This is a genomic window from Gordonia malaquae NBRC 108250 (assembly GCF_000344135.1).
Taxonomy (GTDB): domain Bacteria; phylum Actinomycetota; class Actinomycetes; order Mycobacteriales; family Mycobacteriaceae; genus Gordonia; species Gordonia malaquae.
On sequence record NZ_BAOP01000051.1, the window covers coordinates 1 to 16408 of the forward strand.

At 64.9% G+C, this 16408-nt stretch carries 20 protein-coding genes; 10 read left to right on the forward strand and 10 right to left on the reverse strand.

All coding sequences use genetic code 11. The annotated features are described in order from the left end of the window. Window positions 1–25 precede the first annotated feature (25 nt). Window positions 26–559: a hypothetical protein gene (locus GM1_RS20265; RefSeq protein WP_008382051.1), complete on the reverse strand. Its 534-nt coding sequence runs from the start codon at window positions 557–559 to the stop codon at window positions 26–28. 101 nt (window positions 560–660) lie between these two features. Between GM1_RS20265 and GM1_RS20270 the strand changes: the two genes are divergently transcribed. Beyond that, window positions 661–1293 carry a hypothetical protein gene (locus GM1_RS20270; RefSeq protein ID WP_008382052.1) on the forward strand — a complete coding sequence of 211 codons (633 nt, stop codon included), beginning with the start codon at window positions 661–663 and terminating at the stop codon, window positions 1291–1293. Here GM1_RS20270 and GM1_RS20275 read toward each other — a convergent pair. Next, window positions 1250–1696, reverse strand: a complete 447-nt coding sequence (locus tag GM1_RS20275) for a carboxymuconolactone decarboxylase family protein (protein ID WP_244874793.1) — start codon at window positions 1694–1696, stop codon at window positions 1250–1252. The two genes, GM1_RS20270 and GM1_RS20275, sit on opposite strands and share 44 nt — an antisense overlap. 115 nt (window positions 1697–1811) lie before the next feature. Here GM1_RS20275 and GM1_RS20280 point away from each other — a divergent pair, with 115 nt between their 5' ends. The 7 genes from GM1_RS20280 (at window position 1812) to GM1_RS20310 (ending at window position 7663) form a co-directional block, all read left to right on the forward strand. After that, window positions 1812–2642: a sigma-70 family RNA polymerase sigma factor gene (locus tag GM1_RS20280; RefSeq protein WP_008382056.1), complete on the forward strand. Its 831-nt coding sequence runs from the start codon at window positions 1812–1814 to the stop codon at window positions 2640–2642. Window positions 2643–2758: 116 nt separating this feature from the next. After that, window positions 2759–2956, forward strand: coding sequence for a hypothetical protein (locus tag GM1_RS20285; RefSeq protein WP_008382057.1), 198 nt, complete (start codon window positions 2759–2761; stop codon window positions 2954–2956). A gap of 120 nt (window positions 2957–3076) precedes the next feature. Then, window positions 3077–5182 (forward strand): GmrSD restriction endonuclease domain-containing protein, encoded by a 2106-nt coding sequence (locus GM1_RS20290; RefSeq protein WP_008382059.1) that lies wholly within the window; start codon window positions 3077–3079, stop codon window positions 5180–5182. A 154-nt stretch (window positions 5183–5336) separates the two neighbouring features. Further along, complete coding sequence (locus tag GM1_RS22545) at window positions 5337–5567, forward strand: hypothetical protein (RefSeq protein WP_157436235.1); 231 nt, start codon at window positions 5337–5339, stop codon at window positions 5565–5567. Window positions 5568–5759: 192 nt separating this feature from the next. After that, the gene (locus GM1_RS20300) at window positions 5760–6317 is read left to right on the forward strand and encodes a biotin transporter BioY (RefSeq protein ID WP_081604346.1); all 558 of its coding nucleotides are present in this window, start codon (window positions 5760–5762) and stop codon (window positions 6315–6317) included. Then, window positions 6310–6999 (forward strand): energy-coupling factor ABC transporter ATP-binding protein, encoded by a 690-nt coding sequence (locus GM1_RS20305; protein WP_008382064.1) that lies wholly within the window; start codon window positions 6310–6312, stop codon window positions 6997–6999. The genes GM1_RS20300 and GM1_RS20305 overlap by 8 nt, the downstream gene beginning before the upstream one ends. Window positions 7000–7066: 67 nt before the next feature. Further along, window positions 7067–7663, forward strand: coding sequence for an energy-coupling factor transporter transmembrane component T family protein (locus tag GM1_RS20310; RefSeq protein ID WP_008382066.1), 597 nt, complete (start codon window positions 7067–7069; stop codon window positions 7661–7663). A 60-nt stretch (window positions 7664–7723) separates the two neighbouring features. Here the strand turns inward: GM1_RS20310 and GM1_RS20315 are convergent, their stop codons facing one another. Further along, complete coding sequence (locus tag GM1_RS20315) at window positions 7724–8599, reverse strand: DUF4253 domain-containing protein (RefSeq protein WP_157436237.1); 876 nt, start codon at window positions 8597–8599, stop codon at window positions 7724–7726. Window positions 8600–8777: 178 nt separating this feature from the next. Between GM1_RS20315 and GM1_RS20320 the strand changes: the two genes are divergently transcribed. Continuing rightward, a complete protein-coding gene (locus GM1_RS20320; RefSeq protein ID WP_008382069.1) occupies window positions 8778–9074 on the forward strand; it encodes a helix-turn-helix domain-containing protein in 297 nt (98 codons plus the stop codon). A gap of 27 nt (window positions 9075–9101) precedes the next feature. Here GM1_RS20320 and GM1_RS20325 read toward each other — a convergent pair whose 3' ends face one another. The 5 genes from GM1_RS20325 to guaB form a co-directional block, all read right to left on the reverse strand. Next, the gene (locus tag GM1_RS20325) at window positions 9102–9440 is read right to left on the reverse strand and encodes a DUF1801 domain-containing protein (protein ID WP_040520867.1); all 339 of its coding nucleotides are present in this window, start codon (window positions 9438–9440) and stop codon (window positions 9102–9104) included. 11 nt (window positions 9441–9451) lie between these two features. After that, window positions 9452–11182 carry a GMC family oxidoreductase gene (locus GM1_RS20330; RefSeq protein WP_008382071.1) on the reverse strand — a complete coding sequence of 577 codons (1731 nt, stop codon included), beginning with the start codon at window positions 11180–11182 and terminating at the stop codon, window positions 9452–9454. Between the two features lie 50 nt (window positions 11183–11232). Beyond that, complete coding sequence (locus GM1_RS20335; protein WP_008382072.1) at window positions 11233–11523, reverse strand: DUF4287 domain-containing protein; 291 nt, start codon at window positions 11521–11523, stop codon at window positions 11233–11235. A 180-nt stretch (window positions 11524–11703) separates the two neighbouring features. Next, on the reverse strand, window positions 11704–12867 hold the full coding sequence (locus GM1_RS20340) for a GuaB3 family IMP dehydrogenase-related protein (protein ID WP_008382073.1): 1164 nt from the start codon (window positions 12865–12867) through the stop codon (window positions 11704–11706). Window positions 12868–12900: 33 nt separating this feature from the next. Next, window positions 12901–14412 (reverse strand): IMP dehydrogenase, encoded by a 1512-nt coding sequence (gene guaB / locus GM1_RS20345; RefSeq protein WP_008382074.1) that lies wholly within the window; start codon window positions 14410–14412, stop codon window positions 12901–12903. Window positions 14413–14477: 65 nt separating this feature from the next. On the opposite strand from guaB, the gene GM1_RS20350 reads away from it, so the two are divergent. Next, window positions 14478–14867, forward strand: coding sequence for a DUF5319 domain-containing protein (locus GM1_RS20350; protein ID WP_008382075.1), 390 nt, complete (start codon window positions 14478–14480; stop codon window positions 14865–14867). Between the two features lie 194 nt (window positions 14868–15061). On the opposite strand, the gene GM1_RS20355 is transcribed toward GM1_RS20350, so the two are convergent. Both GM1_RS20355 and GM1_RS20360 read right to left on the reverse strand, forming a co-directional pair. Then, the gene (locus GM1_RS20355) at window positions 15062–15874 is read right to left on the reverse strand and encodes an anti-sigma-D factor RsdA (protein WP_008382076.1); all 813 of its coding nucleotides are present in this window, start codon (window positions 15872–15874) and stop codon (window positions 15062–15064) included. Next, window positions 15871–16408, reverse strand: a 538-nt coding sequence (locus tag GM1_RS20360) for a sigma-70 family RNA polymerase sigma factor (RefSeq protein WP_040520870.1), incomplete at its 5' end; no start/stop codon positions are given. The genes GM1_RS20355 and GM1_RS20360, both read right to left, overlap by 4 nt.

Sequence of the window (16408 nt, forward strand, 5' to 3'; positions counted from 1 at the left end):
GGGCATTTGCGGCTCCAGACTCAACTCACGACAACCCTGGCACCTCGACGTGAACGTCGGCACCACATTCGTCACACGTCGCCTCGAGAGACTCAGGTTCCTGAAGCACCTCCGCGAGCTCCCGGTTTCCGCGAAGAGCCGCGATAGTGCCGAGAACCCACGGCAGGTCAGTCGGCGTGATGAACGGGATCGCTTCGCCGAGCAAGGGGTACACCGCAGCGAGGGACGCGCGGTAGCCGTCCTCGAGGTCCGCGGGCACGTCGTCGTCAGACCCTCCCGTGAGGATGATCCCGACGGCACTGAGCAGTTCGCCGCGGTCCGCTGGGGCCCGTCGCGCAATGATCTCGACCAGGTACGGAAGAGCAGCGTAAGCGGAATCCCACGTCGATCCCTCCGACGCCAGGTACGCCCAGACATCCTGGATGCGCTCGTCATCAGTCGGATCCGCGAGGAGTGCCGTGAGTTCGGCGGCGATGTCGATCTCGTCCGTCGGACCGACACCTGCGCGATGCGTCAGCGTCTCCCATCGCAGATCATCCAGGGCCAGTGCGTGTTTCACTATCGCTCCTCGTGGTCGGTCGAACCCGGTGCGATCGAGTGCAAACCGGGCAGTTGTGTCTACCACCGAATCTGTCGCAGGTCGGCGCTACGGTGCCGGTCATGAACACTCGTTCGGGTTCCTCACAGTCGGATGCCGACCGCCCGGCGGAACACCAATCGTCAGGCACTCGTCTGATTCACGGTTTGAGCATCGGCCAGTTGTGCCTCCTTCACTTGGAGACCCTCGACGAGCCGGTGACTGTCGCCGAACGAGCGTTCCTCTTCGGAAACGACCCCGAGTCGTTGGCCCGGGCGGCAGGCCTCGCAGTGGAACAGGACCGGGCGTGGAGTGCCGGCGCGTTGGACGAGCTCGGTTCCGACCCCGAGACTGCGAAGGTGAATCTCGGCGAGGCCCGAGCATGGTCGCAAGATGCCTCCAAGGCAGCCGAGGCCCTCGCCTTCGTTCGATCTCAAGGACTCCGACCGCACACGTTTGTTTTTGACAAGGAACTCGACGAGATCCGGCGCCACGAACGAGAGTGGCTCGACGTGCACATCGCGTGCAAAGCGAAATGGAACGAGACAGAGAACTGCCCAACTCACGGCGCGGCGATCACCGCAGGCAGGGAGCGTCAACGGCAGGCGACGATCGCGCTCCGGAAGACCGTTCACACAACGATGCGACTCGCCGAAGAGCATCCGGAGAAGTTCACGGCTTCCACGAACCCCCGACCTGACGGGTTGCGTGGTTGATGCGGTTGTACATGTTGATGTTCGCGATCGCGACGACGAGCGCGGCGAGCTGAGCTTCGTCGAACTCGTCTGCCGCGCGGTCCCACAGATCGTCGGAGACGGCCGTCGGATTGTCGGCGAGGCGGGTGAGCTCGTCGGTCATCTCCAACGCGATGCGCTCTGCATCGGAGAAGTACGGCATGTCGTGCCAGGCGCCGACCGCAAAGAGCTTCTCGTCGCTGACGCCGAGCTTGCGGGCGATCCGCCAGTGCCCGTCCATGCATGTTGAGCAGCCGTTGATCTGACTGGCCCGCATGTTGACGATCTCGCAGAGATCCTGAGGCAGACCCGTCGCCGCGATCGCCTTGCCGATCTCGTTCATGCCGTTGAACAGGCCGGGCAGCAGCATCACGGGGTTGGTCATCCGAGCGTTCATCGTGGTTCTCCTTGCATCGAGGTCGGCGGTGTCGCCGGGGTGTCACACACGGAGCTTTTGCTCCGTCACACATATGACGGATCAACCGACAAGGATGTGACACATGCAGATCAACGACTTCGAAACCGCCCGCCCGCGCCTGCTCTCGGTGGCGACTCGGATTCTCGGATCGCCCACGGACGCAGAGGAAGCCGTGCAGGAGGCGTGGCTGCGAACCGCAGGTGCAGACGACGAGATCGACAATCCGACGGCGTGGCTCACGACCGTCGTCTCCCGCATCTGCCTCGACATGTTGCGGGCACGACGCGACACTTCACCGATCGACGCGGTTGAGCCGGTCGACCTCCAAGCCGGCCCCGGCGACGAGGCTCAGCTCGCCGACGCACTCGGGTCCGCTCTGGGCGCAGTCGTCGACAGTCTCAATCCGGCCGAGCGTGTCGCGTTCGTGCTGCACGACATCTTCGGCCTGCCGTTCGACGACGTCGCGTCGATTCTCGGGAAGTCGCCCGCGGCGACACGACAGGTCGCCAGTCGCGCCCGCAAGCGAGTCTCCGCGCAGCCGCCGACGGCCGAGTCCCGTCGCGCGAAGGCGGTGACCGCGTTCCTCGCTGCCTCGCGCGACGGCGACTTCACCGCCCTCGTTGAACTCCTCGACCCCGACGCGGTCTTCCGCACGTACACCGACGACAAGCCGCTCGAACTCGTCAGCGGCGCACCCGCCATCGCCGAAGCATTCATGTTCCGGGCGAAGACTGCGGTGACCGTTCTCGTCGACGGCCGGATCGGCGTCATGGTGCCACACCCGTCCGGCACCCTCGGATCGCTGTACCTCGTCATGGACGTCACGTTCGGGGCCGACGGCACGATCGCGGCGATCGATTCGGTGCTGCGGTCGGAAGAACTCGCAGTCGTCGACGTCGCTGCACTCGGGTGAACCCCTCTTTGAAAAACTCTCGGCAGGCGAACAAAGGCCGGCTTTGTTCGCCCAGCGAGAGGTGCCGTCGCCTCGACTCGTTCCGAATTGTCGTAGCCACCTGATGCAGTGCGCCCATGAAGAAGCTCCTGTCCCCGATCGTCCTAACACTCGCCACAGTCGCAGTCCTCATCGGATCGTTCGCCACAGACACCTCCGTCGTGTTCAAACTGCTCATCGGATTCTGCGTCGCGCTGCAGGCGGTCAATCTGCTGATCGCGTGGCGCAAGCACGTCATCGACACGCAACGGCTCACCGGTACCCAATCCCTCTAGCTGCGCCTGCAGAGATTGTCCCCAGAGTTCGGTCGGTCCATGATCCGGTGATCCGTCAGCGTCGCGCGGGTTCCATGTGCCCTCCACAACACGTCGGAAGTGTCGTAGCCACATGGCAATATGTCCGACGTGGAGACCCATAAGCGCACCCCGCAGCAGCTGTTCAATCAGCCGCAGCATTTCGTGATTCCGCTGTTCCAGCGTGCATACGTGTGGAAGGAAGACGAGCAGTGGGAGCCGCTGTGGAAGGACGTCCGGCGCGTCGCCGAACTCCGGATCAGCGATCCGTCGCGCGACGTCGCGCACTTCCTCGGCGCTGTTGTTCTGCAGGCAGATGAGGCTCGGATCGACACTATGCCGACGTGGAACGTCATCGACGGCCAGCAGCGGCTCACCACTCTGCAGATCATGATGGACGCGGCGAGCGCTGTGCTGATGCGACCGGGAACCGACCGCTATGCGCGGCGTCTCGAATCCCTTACACACAACTCCGCGGACTATGTACCTGAGGGCGCGAGCAGGCTGAAACTTCGGCACCTGAACGCCGACCGCGCAGCGTTCGACGAGGTGATGGATGCCGAACCGCCTGTCGACTACACCGCTGTGACCGACGCCGACTCGCAGATTGTGAAGGCCCATCGCTACTTCTCATCGGCGATCACCGTCTGGCTCGGAGAAGCGGACACAGACGAGTTCGCCGATCGCGCCGAAGCACTCGCCACGGTTCTGCAGTCCCAGCTGCAGCTGGTCACCATCGAGCTGACGGCCGCCGAGAACTCTCAGGAGATCTTCGAGACCCTCAACGCACGCGGCACTCCCCTCACTGCCGCTGACCTCGTACGCAACTTCGTCTTTCAACGCATAGAGGCAGAGGGCGGCGACGCGAAGCGAACATACGACGACGTCTGGCCGTTCGAGACGAAATTCTGGGCCAAAGAGGTGAGCGTGGGTCGCCACTTCGTCAGCCGCAGCTCCCTGTTCCTCAACCAGTGGCTCACAGCACGCCTCGGCGAGGAGATCAGCCCACAATCGACGTTCACGCGTTTCAAGGCGTACGTCGAACACGATCCGACAATGCGCGTCGTCGACCTGCTGCCCGTCATCAAGAAGCAGGCCGATCTCTACGAACAGTGGACGACACGAGCGTCGACCCCCGAGGGATCGCTCGACCCCACAACAATGGCCGTGTATCGGATGGCCGCGAACTCGTCGGAGATCCTGAAACCGGTACTCATCTGGCTGCACGATCCGACTCAGAACAGGCCGTCCCACGTGATCGATGGTGTGATCAGCGTGTTCGAGAGTTGGATTCAGCGCCGGCAGCTCCTGCGGCTGACGAGTTCGGACCTTGGCCGTGTGATCGCCGACGTGATCAACATCCACATGACTACCCCGCCCGACGAGCTCGTACAGCGAGTGACGAGTCATCTTGCTCGACTCAAGGTGACCAGTACGTACTGGCCGGGCGACGACGAGATCCGAGGATCACTCGCCACCGAACTCGCGTACCGGCGGTTCCCGCGAGCGAGGTTGCGCGCGATCTTGGAAGCGATCGAGAACGACTACCGCGCAGAGACGAATCAGCCGCAGATCGAACGCAACGGCCTCCCGATCGAACACATCCTTCCGCAGAAATGGCGCGACACCTGGCCGGTTCCCGAGGACGACGAACCCGCACGCCAGGAACACGTCCACCGTCTCGGCAATCTCACGCTCCTCACCACCTCGCTCAACAGCAAAGTGTCGAACGGACCATGGTCCACCAAGCGCGATGCGCTGCTCAAGCACAACACCATCAAGCTCACCGGCCGCCTCATCGAGTTGACGCAAGACAATGAGTGGTCCGAAGAGCTCATCGACCAACGCACCGACGAGATGATCTCGACGATCCTCCGTGTCTGGCCAGTTCCTGACGGGCACAAGGGACACGTCGCCGACCCGCAGACGAAGGCCCAGGACTGGGTTCAGGTGAAGCATCTCGTCGAGGCCGGCCTCATCGCAGAGGGCGACGTCCTCCGCGCGACACATCGTGATCACGTCGGAGTCACTGCGACGATCGTCCGCGGTGGCATCGACGTCGGCGGAAAGATCTACACCTCTCCGTCCGGAGCGAGCCGGCACTTCCGCAACACGGCGACCAACGGCTGGTACTTCTGGGCGATCGACGACGGCCGTCGGCTCGCCGACGTGAGATCGGAGTTCTCCGAGGCGTCACCCGGCCGATAGCGGCAGCAGATCCTGTCCGCCAGTTGTGTCGCGCATGTGGTCACAAGTGGCGGACGGAGCAGTCCGCTGGATGGTGCACGGGCGCCCAAATCGGATCACAGCTCACAATGGGAGGACCCGCAAGATTGTCGGAGGTCGGCGCTACCCTCGCCGCATGACAACCCGAAACGGCTCGAAACCGAACAACCCGATGCGCGGCATCTGGACATCGCTGGCCGCCATGGCAGTCATCACTGGGCTACTCGTCGCAAACATCCTGTACGGGTCAGCCGTATGGATCGTCGGGATTCTGGCCGTCACGATCGCAATCCAATGCGTGAGCGTGAGCCTCCGATACGTGTACATCAAGCGACACCAATCGGACCCAGCCACGCAGATTCCGTGAATCCACGCACAGCCAACTCGGACTCAGTTGTGTCTGTCGCGGCACGTACCAGCAGTCCCGGGGAACGACACGACCGCGCCCCCATCCTGTACGACGTACAGGCCCGGTAGTTGGACGGCGAGGCCACCCGAATACGATAAGTCTGTGACCGACCTCTCCAAGGCTCCCGCCTCCCGCCCCTGGGCACTCTCGATGCCCGACCTCGCACAGGCCGCCGTCTTCGCTGCGCTGATCGCCGTCCTCGGCCTTCCCGGCCAGATCAACCTCGCATCGGGCGTGCCGATCACCCTGCAGTCGCTGGGAGTCATGCTCGCGGGCGCGGTGCTCGGACCGAAGAAGGGCACCCTCGCGGTGTTCATCTTCATGATCCTCGCCATCGCCGGACTCCCGATCCTGTCCGGCGGACGCACCGGGCTCGTCGCACTCAGCTCACCGACGGCGGGCTACTTCATCGGATTCCTGCCCGGAGTCCTGGTGATCGGACTGCTCACGGCGTACCTCATGCCGCGATACAACGTGTTCGCGGGCATCGTGTTCAACATCGTCGGCGGCGTGCTGGTCGTGTACGCGTTCGGGATCATCGGCCTGCTCCTCAAGACCGACATGTCCCTGCTCGCAGCAATCAAGACCAACGGACCATTCCTCGCCGGCGACGCCATCAAGGCAACAATCGCTGCGCTCGTCGCGGCACCGGTCCACCGGGGTCGCCCCGGACTGATCACTCCCCTACGCCGTACAAAGAATGCCTGACACGTCGATCGTCTTCGACGGCGTCGAGCATTCGTTCGGCGACCGGCGCGTCCTCCGCGGCATCGATCTCAACCTGACGCAGCGTCGGATCGGCATCGTCGGCGCCAACGGCTCCGGCAAGTCGACGTTGGCTCGCATGATCAACGGGCTGATCCTCCCCGACAGCGGCACAGTCACGGTCAACGGCCGCGACGTTCGCAAGAACAAGCGGCAGGTCCGACGCGACGTGGGATTCATCTTCAGCGACCCCGACCGGCAGATCATCATGCCGACCGTCGTCGAAGACATCGAACTGTCCCTGTCTCGTAGCGTCAAAGACAAGGCGGTCCGCCACACCAAGGCGCTGCAGGTGCTCACCGACTTCGGGCTGGACGGCCACGCCGACCAGCCTGCGCACCAACTCTCCGGCGGACAGAAACAACTCCTCGCCCTGGCATCGGTCATGGTGCTCGGGCCGTCGATCCTCGTCGCCGACGAACCGACGACGATGCTCGACCTCCGGAACACGCTCATGCTGCGCGACGTGTTCGCCGGGCTCGACGAACAGCTGATCGTACTCTCGCACGACCTCGACATCCTCACCGACTACGACCGCATCCTCGTGATCGACGACGGACAGGTCGTGGCCGACGACGAACCCGCCGCAGCGCTCTCGTTCTACCGGAAGTCGATGTCGCGATGACAGGCGCTTCGACTCGCTCCGCGAGCAGCAGTCTGAAGCCACACGAAACGCCAGTCGAGGCCGCGCTGTGATCGGCGTCTACGTTCCCGGGCGATCGGTGCTTCATCGCCTACAGGCGGGGCTTAAGTTCCTGTTGTTGGCGGCGTCGATCATCGTGATGACGTTTGTGGTCCGAACGCCAGTCGCCGCCGGGATCGCGATCGGGGTCTCGACGGCGATGTTCGTCGTCGCGTGGGTTCCGCTGAAAGTCGTGTGGATGCAGGTCCGCGGCGTGGTCTGGATGCTGGCCGCGCTGTTCGTGTTCCAGCTGATCATCACCGATTGGCGGCGGGCGGTCGTCGTGTGCTCGATCCTTCTCGCGTCTGCGTCCCTCGCAGCCGTGGTCACACTGACAACACGCACCGCGGACATCCTCGACGCACTGATGCGCGCGATGTCGCCGCTCGCTCGCGTCGGCGTCCGCGTCGACCTGGTCGCGATGGCCTTCGCGTTGACGATCCGCAGCATCCCGTTGATCGCGGAGGTGTTCACGCAGGTGGACGAGGCCCGGCGTGCCCGTGGCCTCCGCCCGGGCCCGCGCATCCTCTTCGCGCCGGTGATTCTCGCGACGCTGCAGACTGCCGACGGCTTCGCCGACACCCTCGCGGCCCGCGGGCTCGACTGAGCACGGCCTCCCTCCACGCCAGACCGAGCTCCGGAATGCAGACGATGCCCTGTGACTCGGTCAGTCCCACCAGATTGTCCACTCAGGCTCGCTGACAACGGCGCGTGGAAACTTGACCCGACCGTCGCGGGCAGTGATGCCGCCCTGCCAGAACGAGTCTGTCGCCCAGACGGCCAACTCCAACGCAAGCCGATCGAGCGCGAGATCGGACGTCGGCGGCGCCGGGCATTGAAGGTGCGTGAAGCTCCACTGCATCGAGGTCAAGACCACACCGAACCTCCGATGCCAGGACCGCAGGGCCGATGCAAACCGTCCCGGCGAGAGCTCTTCATTGGCGATCCCCCAGTCCAGCACCATGGGAACCATCGACGGATCAGTTGTTGGCACTAGGACGATTCTCGACTGCGGCATCGAGAGCAGCATCGACACCGGCTCTAGTCGGCTGCGTGTCGCCTGTGGAGATGCGTGATGGAAGTGCGACGGCACGACATCAAGAGCACCAGTCAGAAACTCCGTCAGAAAGTCTTGCTCCGAGACGAGTTTCCCACCGGCGTCGCTGTCCCAGCGACGCCATTTGGTGTGCGTAGCCTCCCACTCCGCCAGAAACGGCTCGTCGATGACCGAGAAGGGTCCGTCCGCTCCATGCGCCAGGTACGCCGGATCAGCCTTCCCTGCAGGTCCCCAATCGTTGCTGAACCATTCCTGACCGCCAATATCGTCCGGCACCACGTCGTCGGGCACAAGCAATGGCCAATATCCACTGGTCGAGAACGCGACCAGGGCGCGCGCCCACAACGCTGGATCTGCCGGCGCGCCTGGCTCGGCGATCCAGAAGTCACGAGCTCCGTACATCGTGTCTCGCGAAAAGCGCTGTCCACCGGGAAGGTCCAGCCGATCAAGGTCCGCGGAAGTCCCGCAGTGATCGGCCCAGAGCACAACACCGTCAACAAACTCGTCCATGGTGACCGATTATGGCGGCAGCCTCCGACAATCAGGCCAACCTTGAGGTCCGGATCGTCGCCCTTACGCGTTTCCGCAAACAGCGCAATAATGAACGAAACGAGGTTCGCCGAGCGCAAGGCGCACTCACACGCTTCCAGGAGGGCGAACACCGATGATCGACTATGACACCCGCGAAGCAGCGTTCCGGGCAGAGATGACAGCGGACGAACGTGCAGAGTCGGACGCCCGAACGAAGAACATCGAGCTCCAAGGCCACTTGGCCCAGGTCACCTACGATGCACGCACTCGCGCAGGCCTCACCCTTGCCGACCTTGCTGAACGCATCGGTGAGCCCGTCGACTTCGTCGAGGACATCGAAGACAGCGGCGTCACGCCGACGATCGAACTCCTCGACCGCATCGCCCGCGCGTGCGGTGAACGCCTCACGTTCACATTCACCGCAGCCTGACCGCGATCGAGGATCCCGAGGCCCGGCCTACGAACGATTCAGCGAGACGGCGGCGCGGATGAGGTCGGCGAAGGCGTCGTCGTTGAGGACGTCGGCTTCGCGGGTGTCGACGGCGCGGCGGGTGCCTGCGTCGAGGCTGGCGTTGAACACCTTGGCGGGATCAGGGAGCGACGCGCCCTTGGCGAACGTCACCTTCACCTTGTCTTTGTACGTCTCGACAGTGCACACGAGACCGTCGATCGAGAAGGTGGGGACGCCGCCCGGATTGGACGGCTTCACCCACTTGATCTCCTCGACGATGTCGGGCTCGGCGCGGTTGATCAGGTCGCGGATGTGCTGGACGCGGTCTTCCCGCCAGTCGCTCATAGCGACCGACACTAGTCCTTCGAGACGGGCGTGATCGACAGACGCAGCGCGCCGGGTGCGCTCGCCGGGACAACCGGGCTCTGCGGCGCGACGGGTGCCAGACGCTCGTACGCGGCGCCCTGCTCAGGGCGCGTGTCTGCCTCACCCTTGTTGGGCCACAACGAGATCGCACGCTCGGCCTGCGCCGAGATCGACAGCGACGGGTTCACACCGAGGTTCGCGGTGATCGCCGCGCCGTCGGTGATGTGCAGCGTCGGGTAGTTCCACACGCGGTGGTACGGGTCGATGACACCGTTGGCCGGGTCGTCGGAGATCACGCAGCCGCCGAGGTAGTGCGCGGTCATCGGCATGTTCGCGATGTCGCCCCACGTGCCGCCTGCGATGCCGCCCTTCATCTTGTCGGCCATCCGGCGCGTCGCCTCGTTGCCTTCGGGGATCCACGTCGGGTTCGGCTCGCCGATGCCCTGCTTGGTGGTGATGTACTTGAACGGGCCGCGCTTGCGCACAAACGTCGTCAGCGAGTTGTTGTTGTTCTGCATCACCAGTGCGATGACGGTGCGCTCACTCCACTTGCGGACCATCAGCAGACGGACCAGCAGGAATGGGTTCTTCGCGATCTGCTTCAGCAGCTGACCGAAGCGGTTCGCGATGCTGCCGCCGTCGGTGAGCGCGGTCTGCAGGAGCCCCATCGCGTTGCTGCCCTTGCCGTAACGGACCGGCTCGATATGCGTGTTCGACGTCGGGTGGAACGACGACGTGATCGCCACACCCTCCGAGAAGTTGCTCGCCGGATCGACCGAACGTGCCTGCGCGCCGAGGATCGCCTCGGAGTTGGTGCGCGTCAGAACACCCATCGAGTCCGACACCTTCGGCAGCGTCGAGCCCTTGGCCTTGTGCATGATCTTCTGCGTGTTGAACGTGCCCGCAGCGACGATCACCTGTCCGGCAGTGAACTGACGACGACGCGCACCGAACGGACCCCACGACGACGACCCGTGCGTCGACACGATCCACGACCCGTCCGAGCGCTGCTCCAGACGGTCGACGGTGGTCCGGTCGACGATCGTCGCACCGTTGCGCTCAGCCAGGCCCAGGTAGTTCTTGAGCAGTGTGTTCTTCGCGCCGACCCGGCAACCGGTCATGCACGCACCACACTCGGTGCAGGCGGTGCGCTCGGGCCCTGCGCCGCCGAAGTAGGGATCGGCGACCTTCTCCCCCGGTGCACCCTGACCGCCGGTCTTGGCGCCGAAGAACACACCCACCGGGGTGGACGTGAACGTGTCGGCCGCGCCCATCTCCTCGGCGATCTCCTTCATCACCAAGTCGGAGTTCGTGACCGTCGGGTTGGTGACCACACCGAGCATCCGACGCGCCTGCTCGTAATGCGGGGTGAGCTCCGCTTCCCAATCGGTGATGTGGTTCCACTGCGGATCGGTGAAGAACGGGGTCGGCGGCTTGTACAGCGTGTTCGCGTAGTTGAGCGAACCACCACCGACGCCGGCACCGGCCAGGATCATCACGTCCTTGAGGACGTGCACACGCTGGATGCCCATCAGACCGAACTTCGGCGCCCACACGAACTTGTTGAGCCGCCAGCTGGTCTTCGCGAACTGATCATCCTCGAAACGCCGACCGGCTTCGATCACGCCGACCCGGTAGCCCTTCTCAACCAGGCGCAACGCGCTCACGCTGCCGCCGAAACCCGAGCCGATGATGAGGACGTCGAAGTCAGTCTGCTGCATAAGCGAACATACTAATGATCATTGTGACATTCCCGATAGTAAGCCGAGCCTTACCCGAGGGGGTTGGATGCGGCGCCGTCGAGCCACAGAGTGTCCGACGCGTCGCTGTGCGCACCGGTGGTCCCCACGTGCTTGGCACTGATCGACGGCCCCTTGGTGATCACGTGGACGATCGCCATCCCGTGGCCGCGACCGAGCTGGTAGTCGTTCTTCAACCATTCGAGGATCGGGCCGGCCTTGGTTCCGGGGCCGAACCCCTGCTCGGTGGCCTTCTCGACGAGCTGCCGCGGGGTGAGTCCGGTCTTGGTCTCGACTGCGTCAAGGTACGCCTGGAACGACATGGTGGTCTCCTGTGGTCGGTGTGAGTTCATAGGTATAGACCACTGACGCCCCCAAAATTGATCGGTATCGGCGAAAGTCGCTTCGACGCGGGTCCTCCGCAACGAGAAAGACGCTTCGACTCTCTCCTGCTCGTTGAGCGAGCGAAGCGAGTCGAAGCGTCTTCGGATACAGCGTGAAAGTCAGGCGCGGACGGAGAGTCCGACCTTCTGGAACTCCTTGAGGTCGGAGTAGCCGGCCTTCGCCATCGAGCGACGGAGTCCGCCGACGAAGTTGAGGAGACCGTCCGGGTCGTCCGACGGCCCATTGAGGACAACGTCGAGCGAGGAACGCTCCGACTCCTCGGCCACCTGCAGCAGCGCACCGCGCGGGGTCACCGGATGAGCGGCGGCCGACGGCCAGTACCAGCCCTTGCCCGGCGCCGACGACGCAGCGGCGAGCGGAGTGCCGAGTACTGCGGCGTCCGCACCGCAGGCGATGGCCTTCGCGAGGTCGCCCGAGGTGTGGATGTCGCCGTCGGCGATCACGTGGACGTAGCGTCCGCCGGTCTCGTCGAGGTAGTCGCGACGTGCTGCGGCTGCGTCGGCGATGGCCGTCGCCATCGGGACGCCGATACCGAGCACCTCGCCGGTCGTCGTCGCGCCTTCGGCGGAGCCGTAGCCGACGATGACACCGGCGGCCCCGGTCCGCATGAGGTGCAGCGCGGTGCGGTGATCGTGGACGCCGCCCGCGATCACCGGGATGTCGAGGTCGGAGATGAACGTCTTCAGGTTGAGCGGCTCGGCGACGAGTTCGTCGTCGCCCCGATCGACGAGGACGACGTGCTCGGCCGAGATGATCGTGCCGTGCACCACGAGGATCTCGGCACCGGCGGCGATGACCGTCGGCGCCAGTTCAGCGGCGTGCTGCGGGCTGACACGGACGGCGGTGGTGACACCGGCGTCGCGGACCCGACGGACAGCAGCCGAGAGCAGATCGTTGCTGATCGGCGCAGAATGCAGCTTCTGCAGGTGGCGGACGGCTGCGGCCGGGTCCGGGTTGTTCTCGGCGATGTCGACGAGTTCGGCGATCTTCTCCTCGACGTTCTCGTGGCGCGCCCACAGGCCCTCGCCGTCGAGCACACCGAGCGCCCCGAGCCGGCCCATCTCGATCGCTGCCTCGGGCGAGCCGAGGGCATCGGTCGGATGGTTCAGGATCGGCGCGCCGAACCGGTAGGCGTCGATCTGCCAGGCCGTCGACACGTTCTTCGACGAGCGCGTCCGACGGGACGGGACGATCGAGATGTCTTCCAGTTCGTACGTCCGACGAGCCGTCCGGCCCATGCCGAACTCGACGAGGTCACGCAACGTTGCGCCCTTTCTTGAGGGTGAAACCGCTGATCAGCGGGTGGTGTAGTTCGGCGCTTCGGCCGTGAGGGTGATGTCGTGCGGGTGCGACTCCTTGAGCCCGGCCGCGGTGATCTGCACGAACTGAGCTTCCTGCAGCTCGGCGATCGTGTGCGAACCGGTGTAGCCCATCGCCGCACGGAGTCCGCCGGTCAGCTGGTGGATCACCTGGTTGAGCGGACCGCGGAACGGGACTCGTCCTTCGATGCCCTCGGGGACGAGCTTGTCCTCGGCGAGGACGTCGTCCTGGAAGTAGCGGTCCTTGGAGTACGACTTGCCCTGGCCGCGTCCCTGCATCGCGCCGAGCGAACCCATGCCGCGGTAGCTCTTGAACTGCTTGCCGTTCACGAGGATCAGCTCACCCGGCGACTCAGCCGTTCCGGCGAGAAGCGAACCGAGCATCGCGGTCGACGCACCGGCGGCGAGCGCCTTCGCGACGTCGCCCGAGTACTGGAGTCCACCGTCGGCGATCACCGGGACACCGGCGGCCTTGGCCACGGCGCACGCTTCGAGGATCGCGGTGATCTGCGGTGCACCGACGCCGGCGACCACACGTGTGGTGCAGATCGAGCCCGGGCCGACACCGACCTTGACGGCGTCTGCGCCGGCCTCGATGAGGGCCTGCGCACCGCCGCGGGTGGCGACGTTGCCGCCGATCAGCTGCACACGGCCGCCGATCTCCGCCTTGAGCTTGCCGATCATGTCGAGCACACCGCGCGAATGGCCGTGCGCGCTGTCGACGACGAGCACGTCGACGCCGGCGTCGGCAAGAGCCATCGCGCGAGTCCACGCCTCATCGCCCGCACCTACGGCCGCACCGACGAGCAGACGACCGTCCGCGTCCTTGGTGGCGTCGGGATGCTGTTCGGTCTTGACGAAGTCCTTGACCGTGATCAGGCCGGTGAGCTTGCCGTTGCCGTCGACGATCGGAAGCTTCTCGATCTTGTGTCGACGCAGCAGGCCGAGTGCAGCCTCGGCGGACACACCTTCCTGCGCGGTGATCAGCGGCGACTTCGTCATGACGTCGGCGACGGCGCGCTGCTGATCCACCTCGAATCGCATGTCACGATTGGTGATGATGCCTACGAGATCGCCCGACTCGTTCACCACCGGGAGACCCGAGATGCGGTAGCGCGCACACTTGGCGTCCACCTCGGCGAGAGTGTCGGTCGGCAGCGCCGTGACCGGGTTGGTCACCATGCCGGCCTCTGACCGCTTGACGGTCTCGACAGCTCCGGCCTGAGCCTCCACCGACAGGTTGCGGTGCAGCACGCCCATGCCGCCTGCGCGGGCCATCGCGATCGCCATCCGCGCCTCGGTGACGGTGTCCATCGCCGAGGAGACCAGCGGCACACGAAGAGTGATCTCGCGGGTCAGCTGCGACGACGTGTCGACCGCATTAGGGACCACCTCAGACGCCGCCGGAAGCAGCAGGACGTCATCGAAAGTCAGACCGAGCATTGCGACTTTGCCGGGATCATCTCCACCAGTGCGAACTTGCGTCATTTCCCCATCGTACCGAGTATCCGACGCAGGCGAGTTTCCGCCCGGCAATCGGCTACGGTGGAGGTGTGCATGACCAATTCCCCGGACTTCCGCCGGACCCCTTCGCCGACGACCCGAGCGACCCAGCAGCGGCGCTCGAGGGACTCGATCCGGGCATCCCGTTGGACGACGGCGAACGTCTCGCCGTCGAAGAGGACCTCGCGGACCTCGACGTGTACGAACGTCTGCTGGCGCCGCGCGGCGTGCTCGGGCTGGTTGTGGTGTGCGAAGACTGCAACGATGACCACTACCACGACTGGGACATGCTCCGCGCCAACCTGAAGCAGCTCCTGGTCGACGGGACCGTCCGACCGCATGAACCCGCCGTCGACCCCCATCCCGAGGATTACGTCACGTGGGATTACTGCCGCGGCTACGCCGACGCGGTGTTCCGGTACAACGAACCGCGTATCTGACCTTTCGACCCTTCGACTTCGCTCAGGACGGCGCTCGCTTCGCAGGTCTTGAGCGAGCTTGCGAGACGAAAGGCGCTCAAGGAGCAGCGGGACACGTCCGCTCAAGGGTCAGTGAGTCCAGAACCGAACGAATGAAGCCACCGCGCTCGGAGCGCGGTGGCCTCATCTTCGAACCCCCGGGGTTCTGTGCGGTGTCAGCCGATCGGGATCGGGATCGTGAAGGTGAACGACGGCACGCTCGTTCGAGTCGGCGGCTTGGACGGGCTCGTCGACGACGACGGCTTGCTTGACGACGTCGGCGGCTTCGTCGGGCTGGTCGACGGCGAATCCGGATCGTCGGTGTCGGACGGCTCCCCCGGATTCGTGGTGTCGGACGGCTCATCGGGGCGATCGGACGGGCTCGTCTGCACCGTCACCGTCGGCAGATTCGGGACACTCACCCGGAGGTCGTTGATCTGGTCACGGAGCTTCGACGCCATGTCCTTGTCGTTGACCGGACCGAGATCCGACTCCGCCTTGCTGATCAGCTCGCGAGCCTTGTCCTCGTCACCGGCGCGGAATGCGGCTTCGGCGGCGCGCAGATTGTCTTCGACGTTCACCCTGGCCTGCGTCTGCTCGGCCTGCTCGGAGAACACGACCTGCTTGACGGCCCACAGCGGATCTCCGGGCTCGGCGCCTTCGGACAGCACCATGAGGCCTGCGCCCAGGACTGCCATGATCGCGGCAGCACCGGAGACGATCCGGAGGCGACGCGACAGGGAGCCGCGGCCTTCCCGAACCTTCATGGCGTCGTCGATCTGCGCGAGGGTCGGTTCGGCGGGGATCGGCGCACTCAGCGCGTCCGACCGCCACGCCGTGATCATCACGGCAAGGTCGTATTCGACGTCGTCGGCGACCGGCGTGGGCCGTCCCGCCGCGAGATCGTCGATGAATGTGTCGTCGCGGCCGACCGCTCCGACATCGATGGGGCCGGAATCAGCATCACGCGGTTCTCGCCAGTTGCTCATCGACGCCCACCTCCCTGATTCACTAGTTTCTTGAGTTTCGAGAGCGCACGGTGCTGTGCGACTCGGACGGCGCCCGGGCTGGAGTCGACCATGTCGGCCGTCTCCTCCGCGGACAGTCCGACGACGAGTCGGAGGACCAGGATCTCTCGCTGCTTCTCGGGCAGATGCTCGAGAAGCAGTCGCATCTGGCGACCTGCGTCCGCTTCGAGTGCGGACTGTTCGGGGCCGTTGGCGAAGTCGACGGTCTCGGGGAGCTCGTCGACTGGATCGGCTTTGATGCGGGAGGCCGATCGCATCGCGTCCGCAACCTTGTGGGAGGCGATGCCGTAGACGAATGCCATGAACGGGCGACCCTGGTCTTGGTACCGGGGCAACGCGGTCATCACAGCCATCAACACCTCCTGAGCCACATCGTCAGCGGAGAACAAGTGCCGTTCACCGGCACCCATCCGTCCCCGGCAGTAGCGCAGAACTGGTTCACGCACACTCTCGAGGACTGAGCTCAGCGCATCGCGATCGCCTTCAGCGGCCGGC

What these genes read in the sequence shown, in the direction of transcription:
- GM1_RS20270 (WP_008382052.1), top strand. Translation starts at nt 661, where the DNA reads ATGAACACTCGTTCGGGTTCCTCACAGTCGGATGCCGACCGCCCGGCG.
- GM1_RS20275 (WP_244874793.1), bottom strand. Translation starts at nt 1,696, where the DNA reads ATGACCAACCCCGTGATGCTGCTGCCCGGCCTGTTCAACGGCATGAAC.
- GM1_RS20280 (WP_008382056.1), top strand. Translation starts at nt 1,812, where the DNA reads ATGCAGATCAACGACTTCGAAACCGCCCGCCCGCGCCTGCTCTCGGTG.
- GM1_RS20285 (WP_008382057.1), top strand. Translation starts at nt 2,759, where the DNA reads ATGAAGAAGCTCCTGTCCCCGATCGTCCTAACACTCGCCACAGTCGCA.
- GM1_RS20290 (WP_008382059.1), top strand. Translation starts at nt 3,077, where the DNA reads ATGTCCGACGTGGAGACCCATAAGCGCACCCCGCAGCAGCTGTTCAAT.
- GM1_RS22545 (WP_157436235.1), top strand. Translation starts at nt 5,337, where the DNA reads ATGACAACCCGAAACGGCTCGAAACCGAACAACCCGATGCGCGGCATC.
- GM1_RS20300 (WP_081604346.1), top strand. Translation starts at nt 5,760, where the DNA reads ATGCCCGACCTCGCACAGGCCGCCGTCTTCGCTGCGCTGATCGCCGTC.
- GM1_RS20305 (WP_008382064.1), top strand. Translation starts at nt 6,310, where the DNA reads ATGCCTGACACGTCGATCGTCTTCGACGGCGTCGAGCATTCGTTCGGC.
- GM1_RS20320 (WP_008382069.1), top strand. Translation starts at nt 8,778, where the DNA reads ATGATCGACTATGACACCCGCGAAGCAGCGTTCCGGGCAGAGATGACA.
- GM1_RS20325 (WP_040520867.1), bottom strand. Translation starts at nt 9,440, where the DNA reads ATGAGCGACTGGCGGGAAGACCGCGTCCAGCACATCCGCGACCTGATC.
- GM1_RS20330 (WP_008382071.1), bottom strand. Translation starts at nt 11,182, where the DNA reads ATGCAGCAGACTGACTTCGACGTCCTCATCATCGGCTCGGGTTTCGGC.
- GM1_RS20335 (WP_008382072.1), bottom strand. Translation starts at nt 11,523, where the DNA reads ATGTCGTTCCAGGCGTACCTTGACGCAGTCGAGACCAAGACCGGACTC.
- guaB (WP_008382074.1), bottom strand. Translation starts at nt 14,412, where the DNA reads ATGACGCAAGTTCGCACTGGTGGAGATGATCCCGGCAAAGTCGCAATG.
- GM1_RS20355 (WP_008382076.1), bottom strand. Translation starts at nt 15,874, where the DNA reads ATGAGCAACTGGCGAGAACCGCGTGATGCTGATTCCGGCCCCATCGAT.